General features: G+C 61.8%; 19 protein-coding genes, 2 tRNA genes and 1 pseudogene. 14 read left to right on the top strand and 8 right to left on the bottom strand.

Annotated features, from left to right (window positions below; translation table 11 throughout):
- Positions 1-157 precede the first annotated feature (157 nt).
- Positions 158-313, bottom strand: a complete 156-nt coding sequence (locus BB934_RS46705; RefSeq protein WP_157933956.1) for a hypothetical protein — start codon at positions 311-313, stop codon at positions 158-160.
- A gap of 141 nt (positions 314-454) precedes the next feature.
- On the opposite strand from BB934_RS46705, the gene BB934_RS01175 reads away from it, so the two are divergent.
- Positions 455-1270 carry a GGDEF domain-containing protein gene (locus BB934_RS01175; RefSeq protein WP_099508001.1) on the top strand — a complete coding sequence of 272 codons (816 nt, stop codon included), beginning with the start codon at positions 455-457 and terminating at the stop codon, positions 1268-1270.
- A gap of 144 nt (positions 1271-1414) precedes the next feature.
- Entirely contained in the window at positions 1415-1648 is a 234-nt protein-coding gene (locus BB934_RS01170) for a DUF6894 family protein (RefSeq protein WP_099508000.1), read from the top strand.
- Positions 1649-1828: 180 nt separating this feature from the next.
- Here BB934_RS01170 and BB934_RS01165 read toward each other — a convergent pair whose 3' ends face one another.
- The 3 genes from BB934_RS01165 to BB934_RS01155 all read right to left on the bottom strand — a co-directional run bounded on the left by BB934_RS01165 (position 1829) and on the right by BB934_RS01155 (position 3124).
- Positions 1829-2083 (bottom strand): hypothetical protein, encoded by a 255-nt coding sequence (locus tag BB934_RS01165; protein ID WP_099507999.1) that lies wholly within the window; start codon positions 2081-2083, stop codon positions 1829-1831.
- 87 nt (positions 2084-2170) lie between these two features.
- Entirely contained in the window at positions 2171-2797 is a 627-nt protein-coding gene (locus BB934_RS01160; protein ID WP_099512572.1) for a 2-dehydro-3-deoxy-6-phosphogalactonate aldolase, read from the bottom strand.
- An 81-nt stretch (positions 2798-2878) separates the two neighbouring features.
- Positions 2879-3124, bottom strand: a complete 246-nt coding sequence (locus tag BB934_RS01155) for an acyl carrier protein (RefSeq protein WP_099507998.1) — start codon at positions 3122-3124, stop codon at positions 2879-2881.
- A gap of 347 nt (positions 3125-3471) precedes the next feature.
- On the opposite strand from BB934_RS01155, the gene BB934_RS01150 reads away from it, so the two are divergent.
- The 3 genes from BB934_RS01150 (at position 3472) to speB (ending at position 6342) form a co-directional block, all read left to right on the top strand.
- Positions 3472-3987 (top strand): Lrp/AsnC family transcriptional regulator, encoded by a 516-nt coding sequence (locus tag BB934_RS01150; protein WP_099507997.1) that lies wholly within the window; start codon positions 3472-3474, stop codon positions 3985-3987.
- A 98-nt stretch (positions 3988-4085) separates the two neighbouring features.
- Entirely contained in the window at positions 4086-5285 is a 1200-nt protein-coding gene (gene rocD / locus BB934_RS01145; RefSeq protein ID WP_099507996.1) for an ornithine--oxo-acid transaminase, read from the top strand.
- 19 nt (positions 5286-5304) lie between these two features.
- Complete coding sequence (speB, locus tag BB934_RS01140) at positions 5305-6342, top strand: agmatinase (RefSeq protein ID WP_099507995.1); 1038 nt, start codon at positions 5305-5307, stop codon at positions 6340-6342.
- Positions 6343-6526: 184 nt separating this feature from the next.
- On the opposite strand, the gene BB934_RS01135 is transcribed toward speB, so the two are convergent.
- Positions 6527-7504: an acetyltransferase domain-containing protein gene (locus tag BB934_RS01135; protein WP_157933954.1), complete on the bottom strand. Its 978-nt coding sequence runs from the start codon at positions 7502-7504 to the stop codon at positions 6527-6529.
- Positions 7505-7549: 45 nt separating this feature from the next.
- On the opposite strand from BB934_RS01135, the gene BB934_RS01130 reads away from it, so the two are divergent.
- The 3 genes from BB934_RS01130 to BB934_RS01120 all read left to right on the top strand — a co-directional run bounded on the left by BB934_RS01130 (position 7550) and on the right by BB934_RS01120 (position 9520).
- A complete protein-coding gene (locus BB934_RS01130) occupies positions 7550-8305 on the top strand; it encodes an SIR2 family NAD-dependent protein deacylase (RefSeq protein WP_237050279.1) in 756 nt (251 codons plus the stop codon).
- Positions 8306-8432: 127 nt separating this feature from the next.
- Positions 8433-9053, top strand: coding sequence for a cold-shock protein (locus BB934_RS01125; protein WP_237050134.1), 621 nt, complete (start codon positions 8433-8435; stop codon positions 9051-9053).
- Between the two features lie 59 nt (positions 9054-9112).
- On the top strand, positions 9113-9520 hold the full coding sequence (locus tag BB934_RS01120; protein WP_237050278.1) for a DUF192 domain-containing protein: 408 nt from the start codon (positions 9113-9115) through the stop codon (positions 9518-9520).
- Positions 9521-9531: 11 nt separating this feature from the next.
- On the opposite strand, the gene BB934_RS01115 is transcribed toward BB934_RS01120, so the two are convergent.
- Together BB934_RS01115 and BB934_RS01110 are read right to left on the bottom strand one after the other, a co-directional pair.
- Positions 9532-10416, bottom strand: coding sequence for a GGDEF domain-containing protein (locus BB934_RS01115; RefSeq protein ID WP_099507993.1), 885 nt, complete (start codon positions 10414-10416; stop codon positions 9532-9534).
- A 103-nt stretch (positions 10417-10519) separates the two neighbouring features.
- On the bottom strand, positions 10520-10780 hold the full coding sequence (locus BB934_RS01110; protein WP_099507992.1) for a PilZ domain-containing protein: 261 nt from the start codon (positions 10778-10780) through the stop codon (positions 10520-10522).
- A gap of 329 nt (positions 10781-11109) precedes the next feature.
- On the opposite strand from BB934_RS01110, the pseudogene BB934_RS01105 reads away from it, so the two are divergent.
- A pseudogene (locus BB934_RS01105) lies at positions 11110-12061 on the top strand (IS630 family transposase).
- A gap of 368 nt (positions 12062-12429) precedes the next feature.
- On the opposite strand, the gene BB934_RS01100 reads toward BB934_RS01105, so the two are convergent.
- The gene (locus tag BB934_RS01100; RefSeq protein WP_099507991.1) at positions 12430-13941 is read right to left on the bottom strand and encodes a right-handed parallel beta-helix repeat-containing protein; all 1512 of its coding nucleotides are present in this window, start codon (positions 13939-13941) and stop codon (positions 12430-12432) included.
- Between the two features lie 572 nt (positions 13942-14513).
- On the opposite strand from BB934_RS01100, the gene BB934_RS01095 reads away from it, so the two are divergent.
- The 5 genes from BB934_RS01095 to fdhD all read left to right on the top strand — a co-directional run bounded on the left by BB934_RS01095 (position 14514) and on the right by fdhD (position 18276).
- Positions 14514-14590, top strand: a tRNA-Pro gene (locus tag BB934_RS01095).
- A 37-nt stretch (positions 14591-14627) separates the two neighbouring features.
- On the top strand, positions 14628-14933 hold the full coding sequence (locus BB934_RS01090) for an ETC complex I subunit (RefSeq protein WP_099507990.1): 306 nt from the start codon (positions 14628-14630) through the stop codon (positions 14931-14933).
- A gap of 20 nt (positions 14934-14953) precedes the next feature.
- Positions 14954-15030: transfer RNA gene (locus BB934_RS01085), tRNA-Arg, on the top strand.
- Positions 15031-15151: 121 nt separating this feature from the next.
- The gene (locus tag BB934_RS01080) at positions 15152-17464 is read left to right on the top strand and encodes an FdhF/YdeP family oxidoreductase (protein WP_099507989.1); all 2313 of its coding nucleotides are present in this window, start codon (positions 15152-15154) and stop codon (positions 17462-17464) included.
- On the top strand, positions 17461-18276 hold the full coding sequence (gene fdhD / locus BB934_RS01075) for a formate dehydrogenase accessory sulfurtransferase FdhD (protein WP_099507988.1): 816 nt from the start codon (positions 17461-17463) through the stop codon (positions 18274-18276). The genes BB934_RS01080 and fdhD overlap by 4 nt, the downstream gene beginning before the upstream one ends.
- Positions 18277-18299: the final 23 nt, after the last annotated feature.

Genomic DNA, 18299 nt, shown 5'->3' with positions numbered 1-18299 from the left:
CCCCAAATAGCACCTACTAAACCCTTATTTCAAGCCACAAAAGGCGTTGATCGTGCCTTGGGTTGACCTCCCGTAGGGCGCGCCACCTTACAATCTCGAAAATCCATATCCTTCTCAATCCCGGACAGTTCGATAGCCGTGCCGTTGCATGTCGGCGTCAGATCGGACTGCCTTTGATCCGCTTGACCATTTCCCAGCTGTCGCCGGTCGCGATCATGCAGGCTTTGCCACCCGGCATGGTCAGCAACATCGCCCAGGAACCGTGCGAGGAGGCGAAGATCTCCATGACCTGCAAAGGCCGGGCGAGGCCCATGCCGACGGGGCTTTCTGTATTGATCGGCAGCCGGCACCCAAAAAGCTCCACTGGGGCTGTGTGGAAATACCGCTATTCAAGCGAGTTCAGATAAGCTAACGGCTCTGCTATAAAGTGTCGTGTCAGGGCGCTCTTTTGACGATGTGGACATTCCAGAACTTCATTCGCAAATTCACCATGCCGACGATCACGAGCCAGGGGGATCTCGTGCGTTACGTCGTGAAGGTGACGATCTTTGCGCTTGTCATCTCGCTTGCCGCCGACCTGACCACGCAGATTGTCTTCTTCACCTCATGGACGGCAGTGCTGCGAACCGCCATCGTCACGACCTTGACCGTCGGAGTGATCGCGATCCCAGTCTCCTGGATCTTCGGGCGGGCGCAGCGCGATCTGCAGGAGGCGAAGCGTCGCCTCGAAGCGATCAGCCGCACCGATCCGCTTACCGGCCTGCCGAACCGGCGCGCCCTGATCGAGGCCGTCAGCTCGCCGACCCCGCCGAGGACGGCGATGGTGATCGCCGACATCGATCAGTTCGACGCGATCAACGACAATCACGGCCTTCGAACCGGCGATGTCGTTCTCCAGACGCTGGCCAGGACGATCGAGGTGCATCTCTCCGATTATGGCCTCGTCGGCCATATGCGTGGCGAAGAGTTCGCGCTGATCTCGTTCGAGACGCCCGTCGAGCGGATCGTGAACGTCGTCACGGACCTGCTGCGCGCCGTGGAGAGGACGCCGATCATCACGCCGACCGGCGCGGTCCAGGTGACGATGTCCGCCGGAATCGCCATCCGCGGCCCCGAGGACACCTTCGAGAAGCTTTATGGCGATGCGGATGAAGCGCTTTACGAAGCGAAACGGGCTGGCCGGAGCCAGCTCAAGCTTTCCGGTCAGGCGAGGCAGGCGGCTCTTTCCGGCGAAGCGGCCGGCCGGATGAACCTGATTCTAAAGCTGTGAGGCGATGTCCAGTTGCTCCTTTGCATTGTGCCCCCGCCGGGTCATCATGCGGGGCAGCAGTGATAGTCAGGGCAGACCGCCCGTTGAACCTGCTGCCTGCCAAGGCGTTTCGCTCGCCATAGATCTTGTTGAAGCTGGAATCCCATGCCGCGCTATTTCTTCAACATCCGGGACGGCTACGACGTCGATGAGGACGAGGAGGGTATCGAGCTGCCCGATCTCGAAGCGGCCCGTGCCGAGGCGCTGGCCACCGTCGAGGAACTCCGGGACGAGTTGGCCGATGCCGGCAACATCGAGCTCGAGATCACCGATGAGACCGGGAGGCGCCTTCTGACGGTTCCGTTCTTCCGCGGCGGTCAGGGCGGGCGCCGCCGCTAGAGCATCGGACCCAAAAGTGGACCCACTTTTGGGGTCAATTCCGATGCTCCTTCCCTTGGTTGGCGCATCGTTGAACGCGGAAAACCGGATCCACTTTTCCGCACGATGCGCTAGTCATCTCTGCGCAGGAAAGGCCCGGCACGAAGGCCGGGCCCTGCTGGCCGAAAGGCGCGGGTGCGATCAGCACTCGGTTTTCTTCGTCGTCTTCGTATCGCCGAACTCGTTGGTCTTCTGCTTGGTCTCCGTGGTGCAGCCCACGCTGCCCGTGGAGGTCGTCACGGAGGTGGAGGAGGTCGTGCTCGGCTCGGTCTTGCGTTCGATGGTGGTCTGGCTGCCCAGGATGCCTTCTTCCTTCTTGATGGTGGTCGTCGTGTCCTGGGCGAAGGCGACCGTGCTGAGAAGCGTAGCGGCGAGGATGATGGCAGTCTTCTTCATCGTGAAACTCCAACGTTAAGCATATCCCGGTGAGAACGGCTTTCTCTGTCCGGGGTTCCTGCCTCACGGCTTCCGATGATTTTTGGCTCAACTCGCCCGCAAGACCTGCCAGGCGGTTGCGAAGGCGCGGGCATTGCGGCCGATCTCCTCGACCGACATCGACGGAGTGAAGAGGGCGGAGCCCAGCCCGAAGCCGTTGGCGCCCGCATCGAGATAGGACTTCATGTTGTCCGGCTTGATGCCGCCGACAGGGAGCACGATGGTCTCCTTCGGCAGCACGGCCCGCCAAGCTTTCACCACGGCGGGAGGGATCGCCTCCGCCGGGAAGATCTTGATGGCGTCCGCTCCTGCCTTCAGCGCGGCGAAAGCCTCCGTGGGCGTGGCGACCCCGGGGGTGCAGACGAGATCCTGCTCCTTGGCGAGCCGGATCACCTCGAGATCGGCATGCGGCATCACGATCAGCCTGCCGCCCACATCGCGAACGCCGTGCACCTGCTGAGGGTCGAGGACCGTGCCGGCGCCGACGAGCACGTTCTTCGGCATGGCGCCGGCCAGGATCTGGATGCTGCGGAACGGGTCGGGCGAGTTCAGAGGCACTTCGATGATGCGGAAGCCGGCCTCGACGAGGATATGCCCGACCGCTTCGGCGTTCTCGGGCTTCAGACCTCGAAGGATGGCGATCAGAGGAAGTTCGGTCAGATAATCCTGCAGCACCACATCACCTCCAGCCCCGCCGCCGGGCGGGCATCGGCCTCGTCGATCCGGTGCTCTAGTTGGCAAAGACGGAACCGGGTTTCAACCTTTTGTCGCACGCGGCGCGAGAAATTGCGCGAGGTGGGAAACGGCGCTGCGGAGCGTGTCCCGCCCGTCAGTGCTGTGCTCGATGAACCAATCTTCGAGGGCAACGCCAGGGTACAATTCCTCGACACCGGCGAAGAACTGCATGAGCTTCAGGGAATCGAAGCCGAGAGCATAGGTCAATGACGTGTCGAGGCTGAGCGGCTTCTCGCCGTTGTTATCGAGAGATTGGCAAAGCGCCATGATACGCCTTGCGACTTCCCCCTCCAGAGTAGAGGTCACCGAATTTGCCCCGATTTAATTGACGTAGAGTCATATCGAGAAAAGGACATTTTTCAACAATGAAATGATATAAATCCTTGAGTAATTAATAAGAATTAAATGATTTAAGTGGAATATTATACCGCATTGTATTTCTTTGATTGCGGGGTAGGCGGTGGGATCAATTTCTGGTTCTCCAACCGTCGGCGCCCCTCGAAAATCCGCACCTGCCTTTAGGCGCAATTGCGTCGCCCGCGGTTCGTGGATACAGACCTGATACACTGCCATCGGATCCGTTCGGTCCTCAGGGTCTCGTTCGAGCTTAAAACATGAAGCCGCCCTCGAAGCTGCCGAGCCGCAGCGCCAAGCCCGCTCTCGACCGGATCGACCTTCTGATTCTCGATGCCCTTCGCGACAACGGCCGCATCACCTATCAGGCCCTGTCGGAACGGGTCGGGCTGTCGGCACGTCCCTGTCTCGAGCGTGTCAGGCGGCTCGAACAGAAGGGCGTGATCCGGGGCTATACGGCGCAGATCGATCCGTCCGCCCTCGGGCATGACATCATCGCGCTGGCCGGGATCAGCATGCGGGATCCGTCGACGGGAACGCGCCAGCGCCTCGAGCGGGCCCTCGCGGCCAATCCGTCCGTGATCGAGCTCCAGGTCGTGAACGGCGAATACGATTATATCGCCTGCATCGTGGCGCCGACATTGGCGGCCTATGAAACATTGACCGAGGCGTTCCTGGCCGATCCGGGCTTCGGGATAGGGCGCATTCACACCACCTTCGTCCTGAAGACCCTCAAGGATTTCGAGGGCTATCCGGTGCCCGACAACCGGGAGTGATCCATTTGGATCCCTTGACGACAGAAACGGCTGCGCCTGTGGAAGTTTTCAGCCTCAACAGAGACGCGTGAGCCATAAGCTTGTCTATGGAGGATCCCATGGACTTCATTGCGCTCGAACGATCGGTCACCGCCGCCAATTACGATCCCTTGCCCGTCGTCCTGACGGAAGCGAAGGGCGTCTGGGTCACCGACACGGAAGGCCGGCGCTATCTCGACATGATGAGCGCCTATTCCGCCGTCAGCCTCGGCCACGGGCACCCGCGCATCCTGATCGCGATGGTGGAACAGGCCTCCCGGCTGGCCGTCACCAGCCGCGCCTATCATACCGACGTTCTCGGTCCCTTCCTGGAGCGTCTCGTTCAGGTCTCCGGCCTCGACATGGCCCTGCCCATGAACACCGGCGCGGAAGCCGTGGAAACCGCCATCAAGGCCGCCCGCCGCTGGGGCTATTCCCGAAAGAAGATCGCGAGGGATCGAGCCGAGATCATCGTCGCCGAGAACAATTTTCATGGCCGGACGACCACCATCGTCGGCTTCTCCTCGGATGAATCCTACCGCGAGGGCTTCGGCCCCTTCGCCGGCGGCTTCAAGCCGGCGCCGTTCGGCGATGCTGCCGCTATCGAGCGCATGATCACCGAAAACACCTGCGCCGTCCTGATCGAGCCGATCCAGGGCGAGGCGGGAATCGTCGTCCCACCGGAAGGCTATCTCAGGGATCTTCGCGCCATTTGCGACCGGCACAACGTTCTTCTGATCCTCGACGAGGTTCAGTCGGGCCTCGGGCGGACCGGGCGATGGTTCGCCCATCAGCATGAGGGCATCAAGCCGGACGGCCTAATCCTCGGCAAGGCCCTGGGCGGCGGCGTCTATCCGGTCTCGGCCTTCGTGGCCACGCACGACGTCATGAGCGTGTTCAACCCCGGCTCGCACGGCTCCACCTTCGGCGGCAACGCTCTGGCGGCCCGGATCGGGCTTGAGGCGCTCGCCATCATCGAAGAGGAGCATCTCGTCGAGCGCAGCGCCGAGATGGGATCCTATCTCCAGGATCGCCTGCGCGCCATGCGCAGCAACATCGTGAAGGACGTGCGCGGCCGCGGCCTCTGGGTCGGCGTCGAGGTCGATGCGAATGTGGTCTCGGCGCGCGCCGTCTGCGACTCGCTTCTCGAAAACGGAGTGCTCTCGAAAGACACCCACGGAACGGTGCTGCGCTTCGCACCGCCTCTCACGATCACCCGCGAGGAGATCGACTGGGGGATGGAGCGGATCGAGCGGGTCTTCGCCCGCGCCGTTCATTGATCTACGGGGACGACGAGCGATGACGCAGAGCCTCAAGAAAAAGACGGGTCTCGCAAACCGCGAGCAGCGCCTGGAGGCCTACCAGCCCCTGTCCGGCATGGTCGTGCCGCGCTTTGCCGGCATCTCGACCTTCATGCGTCTGCCCCATCTCGCGCCGACGCAGGCCCCGGGCGAGATCGATATCGCCATCATCGGGATTCCATTCGACGGAGCCACCACGAACCGCCCCGGCGCACGCCTCGGACCGCGCCAGGTGCGCGAGGCGTCCTCGCTCATGCGGCTCGTCAATTACGGCACCCTCGTCGCGCCCTACGATCTTTGCGCCTGCGCGGATGTGGGCGACGTGTCGGTCAATCCCATCGACGTGCAGGATACCCTGCGCCGCATCGAGGCGGAGATGACTTGTCTGCACCAGGGCGGCGTGACGCCGCTCTCCATCGGCGGCGACCACATCATCTCCTATCCGATCCTGCGGGCCTTGGGAGCTGAGCGGCCTGTCGGCATGATCCACGTGGACGCGCACAGCGATACCGGCGACACCTATTTCGGCGGCCAGAAGCTCACCCACGGCACGCCGTTCCGCCGGGCGATCGAGGATGGCGTGCTCGATCCGAAACGCATGGTTCAGATCGGTATCCGCGGCACGATGTATTCCGCGGATGAGCGCCAATGGGCTCTCGATCAGGGCATCCGCATCATCGACATGGAGGAGGTGGCGGAGAGGGGAATTCCCTATGCTGTCGCCGAGGCCCGCCGCATCGTCGGCATGGAGCCGACCTATTTCACGTTCGACATCGATTCCATCGATCCTGCCTTTGCGCCCGGTACGGGCACGCCGGAAATCGGCGGTTTCACCAGCCGCGAGGCGCTGCAGCTCGTCCGCGGCTTCCGTCACCTCAACCTCATCGGTGCGGACATGGTGGAAGTCTCGCCGCCGCTCGACCAATCCGGAGGCAGGGCGCTCGTCGGCGCGTCCATCGCCTTCGAGCTGCTTTGCCTGTTAGCCGAGGCGCGCAGCGAGCAGCGCTCGAGAGCGCTGCGGCTCAATGTGGCTTAAGACGCGTATCCGCTGTCATTCCGGGGCGAGTGAAACGAGAGCCCGGAATCCATAAACGCTGACAAAGCAGGATAAAGCGACACGATTGCCGCACTGTTCCTGCTGTATTTCGTTGTGTTTATGGATTCCGGGCTCTGCTGCGCAGCCCCGGAATGACAGTGCTCGGTTATAAACCAATCGCGATTCACGACGGCGGATTTTGGCGCATGCATTGCTGTGCGGCACGCGAGATGCGGGTATTGTCCTCTGCGGCGGCCGTGCCGGCGATAAGCCGTTGCCAGAGATCCCGCTCGGGCACCTGCTGAACGATGCACGAGCAGACTGAAGGGCAGAGGGCCGGGTTCCCGTTCTGCGCCAGACAGATCCTTTGGCAGGCGGCCGACGTGCTCGGTCCGACAATCTGTGCAACGCCGTAGAGAATGCCGATCAGAACGATCTGATGAATCAGATAGATCGGCAGGCTCTTGCGCCCGGCCCAGACCAATCCCTGGGAGAGCACATCCTCCGCGCGCCAGCGGGCGAGGCCCATCGTCTCTCGCCGTGGCAGCATCAGCCGGCCGGCGGCCACTCCGATCAGTGCGAGGCCGAACCAGGGAAAGATCGGCACGTAATCGTTGGTGACCGGATCGGACGCGCCTAGCCCGAGCCAGTCAAGCCAGGGTGCGTCGAGAGCGGGGTTCGTGAAAATCCGTGGCGCCACGAGGCAGAAGACGGCGGCTGCGAGGGTCAGTGCCGGGTGCAGCCTCAGGAACGGCAGCGCCAGAACGCTCGACACGGCGATGCAATGAAGGATGCCGAAGAAGATATAGCTTTCGGGAAAGGCAAAGTACGTCACGACGGTCACGGCCAAAGCGGCGCCGCCGACTTTCATCAGCCGCCTGAGAAACGGCACTCGGTGGAAGCCCTGGGCGTGCGCGAGCGTCAGACCGAAGCCCGCAAGGACAAGAAAGGAACCGGCGATCCCGCGCGCGAACCAGCGCCATGCCGGGACCTGCAGGATGTTCGTTGCGATCAGTTGCAGGAAGCTCAGGTCCCAGCTGAAATGGTAGACGATCATCGCGACGATCGCGAGTCCGCGGGCGACGTCGATGGCATCCCAGCGCTGGGATGCAGCGGCTTTGGCTTCCGAGGAGGAGAGGGCAGTCAAATCTGCTTGTGTCATGGACGGGGGCATTCCCTCCGGGTCGCGAGGCGTTAAGTGGGTGAAATGACCGAGAGCCTTTCTGCGTCAATCGCCACATTTCAGGACATGATTCAAGAGGCGGGTATCATTGCCGGCTTCACGGGAGCGGGGATCTCGACCGAGAGCGGCATCCCCGACTTCCGGTCGCCCGGTAGCCCATGGATGCGCCACAAGCCGATCTCCTTCGAACTCTTCGTGCAAAGCGCAGAAGCCCGGCGGGAGGCGTGGCGGCGCAAATTCGCGATGGACGATCTTTATCGTGGGGCGCGCCCGAGCCAGGGCCATCTCGGTCTCGCCGCTCTCGCAGCAACTGGCCGGATGCCGGCGGTGATCACGCAGAATATCGACGGCCTCCATCAGGAATCCGGCCTCATGGAAGATCAGGTCATCGAGCTGCACGGCAACGGTACCTATGCCAGATGCCTTGCCTGCAGCCGACGCCATGAACTCGACTGGGTGAGACAATGTTTCGATGCGGATGGGGGGCCGCCAGACTGCATCGCCTGTGGCGGGATCCTGAAGTCGGCAACCATCTCATTCGGTCAGGCCATGCCTGAGGAGGCCATGCGCCGGGCGCAGAAGCTTGCGGCGTCCTGCGACGTTTTCCTTGTCGCGGGCTCGTCGCTGATCGTTTATCCGGCTGCGGCCTTTCCAGCCTTCGCCAAGGAAAACGGAGCGCGGCTGATCATCGTCAATCGGGAGCAGACCCCCCTCGATCATGCGGCGGATCTGGTGATTCATGCGGAAATCGGCCCGATCTTCTCAAAATTTATCACGTAAATTCAAGAACATGCAGTTTGCTGAAAATTTCATCGCCTGTTGAGTCGCGTTTCCGGCTTCCCCTGATTCAGGACGATGTTATCCTCTTATTAAGAATCGGGTTCATGATTCGAGTTTGGGTAATTTCATGACTGGCGATTACGGCTCCAATTCTTTTAGTCTCCGCGAGGAGAATTCCTCTTTAGATCATGGTCGCCGCGAGGTTCCTCAGCCGGCCAATGAAGAGGGGGCTCTTGAGCTCATTCAGGTCAGCGGCCGGATCAAGTGGTTCGATGTGGCCAAGGGGTTCGGCTTCATCGTGCCCGACGATGGCAAGCCTGACGTTCTGCTCCATGTGACCTGCCTGCGCCGCGACGGCTATCAGGCGGCCAACGAAGGCGCTCGGATCGTAGTCGAGGCGGTACAGCGCCCGCGCGGGCTCCAGGCTTTTCGGATCGTCTCGCTCGATGAATCAACTGCCCTGCATCCCTCGGAACTGCCGCTTCCCCGCACCCATGTTCAAGTGGTGCCGACGAGCGGTCTGGAGCCGGCCGTGGTGAAGTGGTTCAACCGCCTGCGCGGCTTCGGCTTCCTCACGCAGGGCGAAGGCAAGCCGGATATCTTCGTGCATATGGAGACCCTTCGGCGCTACGGCATTGCCGAGCTCAAGCCGGGCGAGCGGGTCTTCGTCCGCTTCGGCGATGGTTCCAAGGGCCTCATGGCCGCCGAGGTCCGCCTGGCCGATATGGCCCTGCCGCACTCCCACTAGCGAGCGTATCCGTGCTGTCGCGTTTTCGGCCTGCGTTTCCGGCCCTAGGCCTTCTCGTCCTGCTTGCCGGTGCAGTCTACGCCCAGGCTTTTGAGACCCTGTCCATCGCCATGCAGGGCGGGCAGCGACAGAGCTTCCGCGTCGAGGTTGCGCGCAACGATGCCGACCGGGCGCAGGGCCTGATGTTCAGGCGCTCCATGCCGGCCGATCAGGGCATGCTGTTCGATTTCGGCCGGATCGAACCCGTCGCCATGTGGATGCAGAACACGTACCTGCCCCTCGACATGCTGTTCATCCGCGCCGACGGCACGATCGCCCGCATCGCGGCAAATACCGAGCCGCTGTCGACCCGTACGATTCCCTCCGGCGAGCCGGTTCTGGCGGTCTTGGAGCTGAATGCCGGCACGGCGGCCAAGCTCGGGATCAGGCCCGGAGACCGGGTGGAGCACCCTGTCTTCAAGCGCTGAGCAGCAGCGCCTTACGCGAGCGCCGAGGTTGCCACTTGGTTGCGGCCGTCGTTCTTCGCCTGATACAGCAGATCATCCGCACGCCGCAGCAGCGCCGAAAGATCCCTCTCATCGGGATCGCGTTCGACCACGCCGAAGCTCGCAGTCACCAGTCCGGGCGTGAGGCGCGCAATGGAGCGTGTCGCAAGACCTTCCTGGATCCGGCGTGCAACCTCGACGGCCCCGTTCAGCGGAGTGTTAGGCAGCACGATGCAGAATTCTTCGCCGCCCGTTCGTGCGAACAGGTGAGAGGATTGCAGCCCGCTCTTCACGAACCGCGCCACACCGACAAGGACCGCATCGCCCTTCGCATGGCCATGCTGATCGTTGATCGCCTTGAAGCGGTCGAGATCGAAGAGGATCGCGCAAATCGGGGATTGGTTGCGCTGTGCGCGGGCGATCTGCTCCTCCGCACGACTGACAAGCCAGCGGCGGTTGCCGACCTCGGTCAGGGGATCGGTCTCCGCCGCCCGGGCGAGGTTGGTGAGAGTCAGATCCAGCTCCTCGATGGCGTCCTGGACCTGCTCGAGCATGTATCCCGCCTCATCCGACAGGCCTCGGGGCAGGGCGGGCACCTGCTTGTTCTGCCGATAATCTCCAAGCGCTCGGGCCACGACACGGACAGGAGCCAGCATCCCGTTCACCAGGAGGAAGGTCAGTCCCGTACCGGCGAGGGTCGCAAGCAGGAGCACAAGGAGGTCGTCCCAATGCTCGCCCCCAAGCGAAGGATTGGCGAGCAGGATCCAGAGCACGAACGTGATGAGAGGAACATGTGTGCCGAAGAAGCAGATCAGCAGGATTCGACCGGCATAGCTGCGCGGGCGACTGAGCTTGTTGAACAGTCGGTAGATCTTCATCTGTCCTCTCGTTCGGCCCAAGATCTCCACCGCGGTAAATTTCCCTAACGGAAGATGCCCATTAGCCGGTTCGCCGCATTTTGGGAAGATTGTCGAGTTGGAACTAATCCACAAACCTTGCGCCGTAATGCGTTCCGGTATTCCAGACCAGCCGGACTCTGGCCCGCGCGTCCTCAGCCGGAATCTGGAGTTCGAATTCGAGCGGAACCTCGGCCGGGGCAGGGATGATGAGGCGTACGCCCGTCTCCGATAGGTCCCAGACCGTGCAGGCGAGCGGTGCCCGGGCGTCCTTGTCGTCGATCCGCCCCTCCAGATAGGTGGAATGGCGCGGTCTTGATCTGCGCTCGGGCGTCCAGGGGCTCATGCGTGCAATCCCTAAGGCGAAGGAATGCTTTCAATAGACGGCGAAGCTGGCGCGAGGGTTTTGTCGAGTGGCGCGAGGCGGCGGACAGATCGTCTCGCCCTTCAGAGCGGCGCGAGCCCGCACCGGGACACCGATACACAAAAAAGAAAGCGCCTCCCGAGGGAAGGCGCAAAGTTGTGACCCGTAGGGGCAGCCTTGGGTCATGGTCTCTCAATGACCGGGCTTGTGAAGAAAAGCTAGAGCATCGGCTGTTCTGATTGAATCGGAGGCTATGCGGCGTGACGGCTTTGTGATTCCCTTATCTCGGCCCTCTTTAGAGGAGATGAGCGATGACCAAGTCCTACTCGCTGGATCTGCGGCAACGGGTGGTGCGCTTTGTTGAGGCGGGGCATTCCTGCCATGAGGCCGCGCGCCATTTTGAGGTGTCGGTCGCGTTTGTGGTGCGGCTCATGGCGGCGTATCGGGCCACCGGCAGCCTGGCGCCCAAACCAGAGGGCGGCTGGCGCTACTCCAAGCTCGACCCGCATCGCGAGTTTCTGATCCGTCGCGTCGCCGAGAGGAACGACATCACCATGCCCCAGCTCGCGGCCGAACTGCTGGCCTTGGGCACCAAGATCACGCCGGCGTCCATCGCGCGCTGGTACATCCGCCACGGCTATAGCGTCAAAAAAAACTTTGCGGGCCAGCGAACAAGAACGCTCCGACGTGCGCCAGGCCCGCGAGCATTGGCACACAAAACGCCAGCCGCGCATGCGCCAGGAGCCGCACCGGCTCGTGTTTCTCGATGAGACCGGCACATCCACCAAGATGACGCGCCTGCGCGGCCGCTGCCTCAAAGGGCAGCGTCTGTATGCAAGGGCACCATTCGGCCACTGGCTGACCCAGACCTTTGTCGCCGGGCTGCGCTACTGTGGTCTGACGGCGCCTTGGGTGATCGATGGGCCGATGACCCGTCAGATCTTTGAGACTTATGTGGAGACCCAGCTTGCTCCGACCTTGTCCAAGGGCGACGTGGTGATCCTCGACAACCTGCCGGCGCACAAGAGCGAGACGGCGGCGCAGTGTCTGAAGCAACGCGGCGCCTGGTTCCTGTTCCTGCCTGCTTATTCGCCCGATTTGAACCCAATTGAGCAACTCTTCGCCAAGATCAAAGCACATCTGCGCAAAGCCGAAGCCCGCACCTTTGACGCGCTCTGGCGGGCCATCGGGGACATCTGTGATGGGGTCGAAGCTGAGGAATGCCGCAACTACTTCACTGCCGCAGGTTATGGATTCGTCTGAACAGCCGATGCTCTAGACGCCAGTTGCTGCTCTTCGGAGGGAGGGCATACCTCGGACGATCAAAGCTTTTGCTTCAATCAAAGCTTTCCCATCGGGTGAGAATACAGGCCGACAGGGACATGAACACATTCGGCCAAGGCCACTCGTGAAATTTTTTCCTAGTGTCCTGAATATAATACATTTTAGATCTTCGATTTATATTTCCCTGATGCCGCGATGCAGGCTGCACGCGCGGGCGGCGTTGACCGCCCGCGCTGCTTGCCGTTCGACGAAAAGGGTTTCGAACGGCGATCAATGGCCGCCGCCCACTCGCGAGGGTGGCGGACGGCAGCTACCTGCGCCAGAACATGATCGCGAGTGACGTTGATTCAGATGATGAAGAAATCGGCTGCCGTCATCTTGAGATGCTTTGAGAGCTGGGCGAATTCCACCGCCTTGCCCTTGCCTGAACCGTCGGCGTCGTAAGACAGAACGCCGGTCTTGTCATTGTAAACAATGTAGTCGTTCTTATCCTTGGCCTTCGAGCCGATGGTGAAGAAGCCCTTGCTTAACTTGGCCGGATCTGACCCGGTCCCGTTCGTTCCGAGCTTTTTGAACACCGCGTTGTCCAACCAGAGCGAGTCGGACTTCACGTTGAAGTCTGTGATCCTGTCCTTGTTGGTCGTCGTATTGGGCTTGGTGTTGAACACGAAGGCATCTTTACCCGGCCCGCTGGAGAGTGTGTCGTTTCCGAGACCACCCCAGATTTTGTCATTCCCGGCGTTGCCCTTGATGAAATCGTTTCCGGAAAAGCCTCTGATGAGATCATTTCCAGCGGCAGCCTTTATGACGTCGTGGCCAGCAGTGCCCTTGATGACGTCGTTGCCGGCAGTGCCGGTCAGTTCCTGGCTTCCGTCCGTCGTCAGGCTCGATGTCGGAGTCGGAGCAGGCGTCGAACTAGGTGTCGAACTGGGCGTCGGACGTGTGATGGCGTCGGCGCTGCTATGGATCGTGTTGGACGAAATCGTCGAGTTGATGAGGCCCGTGTTGGCGCCGTAGGTGCTGTAGTGCACGTCGCCGACGCCAGCCAGCACGTTGTTGGTGATCACGATGCCCGACGACGGCAGCATGCGGTCGCCGTTCTCGTTGCAGATCTGGATCCCGGCAGCCGGCTTGCCGCCGCGGTAGAAGGCGGTGTCGTAGGAATGCGACACGGTGTTGTACTGCACCACCGCATCCTGGGCGTTGTCGAGATAGACGCCGACGCTGTAGCTGTCATAGACCTTGTTGCCGGTGATCTTGGCGCCCTTGGTGAACATCGCACCGACGCCTTCACCCCAGTTGTCGTAGACGTTGTTGTTGCTGATCGTGCTGTTGTCGGACATGGCGAGGCTGATGCCCTGGGCCCAGCCGCCGGACCAGGTGCGGCTCATGTTCTCCTTGACGTTGCGCCAGACCTCGTTGCCGTCGATCACGTTGTTGTACGACTGGCCGACGCTGCCCCCGGCATAGACGCCGGCGCGGAAGCTGTCATGGACGTTGTTGCCGATCACCTTGGAATCGTGCGAGCCCCACAGGCCGATGCCGGTGCGGGTCGCGTTGACGACCTCGAAGCCCTGGAAGGTGATGTAGTCGCCGCTGATCACGACGAGATCGGTGTTGGCCGGGGTGCCGGCGCCGTCGATGACCACCTTCGCCCCGTCGACGGGCTTGAAGGTGATCTGGCCCGAGGCGGTGCCGTTCTTGGCGATGCTGACGGTGCCGTTGTAGGTGCCGGCGCCGACCAGCACGGTGTCGCCGGCCTGGGCCAGCTGCGCCGCCTTGGTGATCGATTTCACCGGGCTGCCGGAGGCGCCGGAATTGGAGTCGCTGCCCGTCGTCGAGACATAAATAGTGGCCATAGCTTTGCTTGCTTTTTTCTCGTTTCAAACATGCAAGGGAATATTTGTGAAAGCGTAGAATAAACTTCCTACGCATGTCTTAAGCAGGGGGATTTATTGGCTCAGGCAGGACGCTCTGAACCTTTGCTAATACTAGGAATGTTGACGCGGTAGGATTGGTAGGAAAATACGCCTTTTACTACTATTCCAAAAACCATCTTCCAGATGAAAACGTGCTATTTGTCTTTCGGGAAATCAGGGATAGAAGGGTGTACTTCGAAAGATTGATGTTAGTCTTTGATTTCTGAATTGGGCAAAAGCGTGGCCACGCTGCTATTAAGCTGTGTTGCAGTCAGGCCGCCCGCTAACGCCTTGAGACCGACCCTGGGCGTTTGGTTCTGCAATGGCGATGGAAGCGGCCTGTTCTCTCGGTCGCGGCATCGCGGGTTCGCCTTAGAACCAACCAAGGACTTTTCCTGGTACTCCCCGTTCCAACGGGCAATCGGGACAAAAGCATTCCCGTCCCACCGGGGAACCGTAGGGCTTGCGGACCGGTTCTCAAATCGATAGAGAAACCAAGCTGTTGAGGATCACGGGGTGTAGCGCAGTCTGGTAGCGCATCTGCTTTGGGAGCAGAGGGTCGCGGGTTCAAATCCTGCCGCCCCGACCATCTTCACCGGAAGTGTCTTGGAAAGAGTCCGAAACCGATGCCTGCACGGATCTACAAGCCCGCCAAGTCTGCAACCCAGTCCGGATTGGCCCGGACGAAGCAATGGCTTCTCGTCTTCGAGCAGGACAAGCCCCGCGAGATCGAGCCTCTGATGGGCTGGACCAGCTCGGGCGATACCCGCCAGCAGCTCCGTCTGTGGTTCGACACCAAGGAAGAGGCGATCGCCTACGCCGAGCGCGAGGGCGTTGCCTACCGGGTCGAGGAACCGCAGGAGGTGAAGCGGCGGATGGCCTCGTATTCCGACAATTTCAAGTTCAACCGCGTCGGCCCCTGGACCCACTAGGTCGCGGCCCACGGATCGATGGCTCCGTAGCTCAGCTGGATAGAGCAGCCGCCTTCTAAGCGGCAGGTCGTAGGTTCGAGCCCTACCGGAGTCGCCATCCCTTCCGAGAGAAGCTCTCGCCTGCCCGAGACCGACCCCGCGGGAACGGTCGTGCTTTCCGTTCATTGACATGAATCATGTCGACCGCCCGAAGGCGGCGAGCGGGAGGGACTGTCCGGATGAACGACGACGCGAAGATCAAGCCCTATACGGGTCCTGCCGGAGGCTGGGGCTCCGTAAAGTCGGTCGAAAGCATCCTCGCGCGCGAGGGGCGGCTCATCAGCGGCAACGCGCTGCTGCTCAAGCAGAACAAACCTGACGGCTTTGCCTGTGTCAGCTGTGCCTGGGCCAAGCCCGCCAAGCCCCATCCTTTCGAATATTGCGAGAACGGCGCCAAGGCGACTGCGTGGGAACTCACCACCAAGCGCGTGACACCCGAGTTCTTCGCCGGGCACACCCTCTCGGAGCTCCGGACCTGGCCCGACCATGATCTCGAAGAGGCCGGACGTCTCACGCATCCGATGCGCTACGACCGGGCAACGGACACCTATGTGCCGGTCGCCTGGGACGAGGCGTTCCGCGAGATCGGGCAGGCACTGAAAGGCTTCGATCCGCGCCAAGTGGTGCTCTACGCCTCCGGCCGCGCGTCCCTCGAGACGTCCTACATGTGGGCGCTGTTCGCCCGGCTTTACGGCACGAGTAACCTGCCCGATTCATCGAATATGTGCCACGAGAGCACCTCGGTCGCTCTGCAGGAAAGCATCGGCGTGCCGGTGGGCACGGTGATCCTCGACGATTTCGAGAAGACGGATTGCATCCTGTTCTTCGGCCAGAATGTCGGCACCAATAGCCCGCGCATGCTGCATCCTCTCCAGGACGCCGCGAAGCGCGGTGTGCCGATCATTACCTTCAATCCGCTGAAAGAACGCGGCCTCGAGCGCTTCACCAATCCGCAGGCGCCGACCGAGATGCTGACTGGGTCGGAAACGTCGATTTCGTCGCAATATCATCAGCTGAAGATCGGTGGCGACATCGCGGCGATCATGGGACTGGCCAAGATTCTGATCGAAGCTGACGACCAGGCTCGGGCGGAGGGCAGGAGCCCTGTCCTCGATCACGACTTCATCGCAGAGCACACACACGGTTTCGAGGCCATTGCGGAAGCCGCCCGGCAGGCGCAATGGCCCGAACTGGAGCGCCGCTCGGGCCTCCGCCGCGCCACCTTGGAGGCGGCCGCGAACATCTATGCGCGCGCGAATGCGGCGATGGGCATCTATGGAATGGGGCTCACGCAGCACAAAGCCGGCGTCGAGAACGTTCAGATGCTCGCCAATCTCCTTCTGCTGCGCGGAAATATCGGCAAGCCGGGAGCCGGCATCTGTCCGGTGCGCGGTCATTCCAATGTCCAAGGGCAGCGCACGGTGGGCATTTCCGAGAAGCCGGAGCTCGTGCCGCTCGACAAGCTCAAGGAGCAATACGGCTTCGAGCCGCCGCGCTGGAAAGGCATGACGACGGTCGAAGTCTGTAAGAGCATCATCGACGGCGAGGTGAAGGCATTCGTTGCCCTCGGAGGGAATTTCGTGCGGGCGGCTCCGGAAACGGCGGCGCTGGAGGAAGCCTGGACGCGACTGCCCCTCTCGGTGCAGATCTCGACCAAGCTCAATCGCAACCATCTGATCCCCGGCGAGGTCACTTACATCCTGCCTTGCCTCGGGCGAATCGAGATCGACGAACAGGAAACCGGACCTCAGGCGGTGGCGGTCGAGGATTCGACAGCGTGCATCCACGGATCCAAAGGCGTGGCGAAACCCGCAAGTCCTGATCTTCTGTCGGAGCCGCGCATCGTCGCAGAGATTGCGAAGGCGACGCTGCCCGCGAACGACAGGGTTCCCTGGGATGAATGGGTGGCCGATTATTCCCGCGTTCGCGATGCGATCGAGGAAACCTATCCGGACAATTTCCGCGGATTCAACGAACGCATGTGGCAGCCCGGCGGCTTCCATCGCCCGATCGCAGCGCGTGAGCGGATCTGGAAGACGAAGACCGGCAAGGCCAACTTCATCGTGCCCAAGAGCCTGGAAGCGGATCTCGGCATTGCAGAGAACGATCCCGATGTCTTCCAGCTCATGACCGTACGCTCCAACGACCAGTTCAACACGACCGTCTATGGCTATCACGACCGGTTCAGGGGCATGAAAGGCACGCGCATGGTGCTCTTCATGAATCGCAGCGACATAGCTCGCCTGAAGCTGGAGGAGGGCGACCTGGTGATGCTCACCACCGCCGTCGACGATGGCGTGAGGCGTCAGGTGAGCGGATTGCGCGTGACGCCCTACGAGATTCCCGAAGGCTGCTGCGCGTCCTATTATCCGGAGTGCAATCTGCTGATCCCGGTCTGGCATCACGCGGACAAGAGCAAGGTGCCGGCGGCGAAATCCATTCCGATCCGGATCGAGCTTCTGCAGCGCCGACAGCCGGAGGCAGCCGAATGACCTTGCACCTGTCACCCGTCATTCGATTGCCGCGCATGAGCGTGGCGCAAGATGCCTGCGCTGCCGGGGAACGCATGGTGCCTGAGGAAATGCCCGTTGCGCTGACCTACAACGGGTCGACGCATGCGGTGATGATGGCAAGCCCCTCCGATCTGGAAGATTTCGCCCTCGGCTTCAGCCTGTCGGAGGGCATCGTTTCCGATCCCGCCGATCTTTCGTCCATGGATATCGTCGAGCACGATATCGGATGCGAGGTCAGGATGTGGCTGTCTGATCGCTGCGGCAGCGCCTACCGGATACGCAGGCGCGCATTGGCGGGTCCCGTCGGTTGCGGCCTGTGTGGCGTGGAGTCCCTTGCAGAGGCCATACGTCCGGTCAATCGGGTCGCAGGCTCGCTTCGGTTGCAGCCTGGCGCCATCAAGAGCGCCATGGACGATCTGTCCGAGGCTCAACGCCTGAACCGGGAGGCGCGAGCCATTCATGCCGCGGCTTTCTGGCGTCCGAGTGAAGGCGTGGTCGCCATTCGGGAGGATGTCGGCCGGCACAATGCGCTCGACAAGCTCGCCGGAGCCCTGGCCAGAGTATCGGAGCCCTGTTGCGACGGACTCGTGCTGCTGACGAGCCGCGTCTCGGTCGAGATGGTGCAGAAGACCGCCCGCATGGGATCCCCGATTCTGGCCGCAATTTCCGCTCCCACGGCTCTGGCCGTGCGCGTGGCGGAGAGCTGCGGCATCACTCTGGTGGCCATCGCCCGGGGCGACGCCTTCGAGGTGTTCACCCATCCTGAGCGCATCGACCTTCGGGCGTCCTAAGGGAACGAAGCTGCGCTGAACCG

Source organism: Microvirga ossetica, from assembly GCF_002741015.1.
Lineage (GTDB): Bacteria > Pseudomonadota > Alphaproteobacteria > Rhizobiales > Beijerinckiaceae > Microvirga > Microvirga ossetica.
Note: the sequence above shows the minus strand (reverse complement) of the source record. Positions and strands in the feature narration are given on the sequence as shown.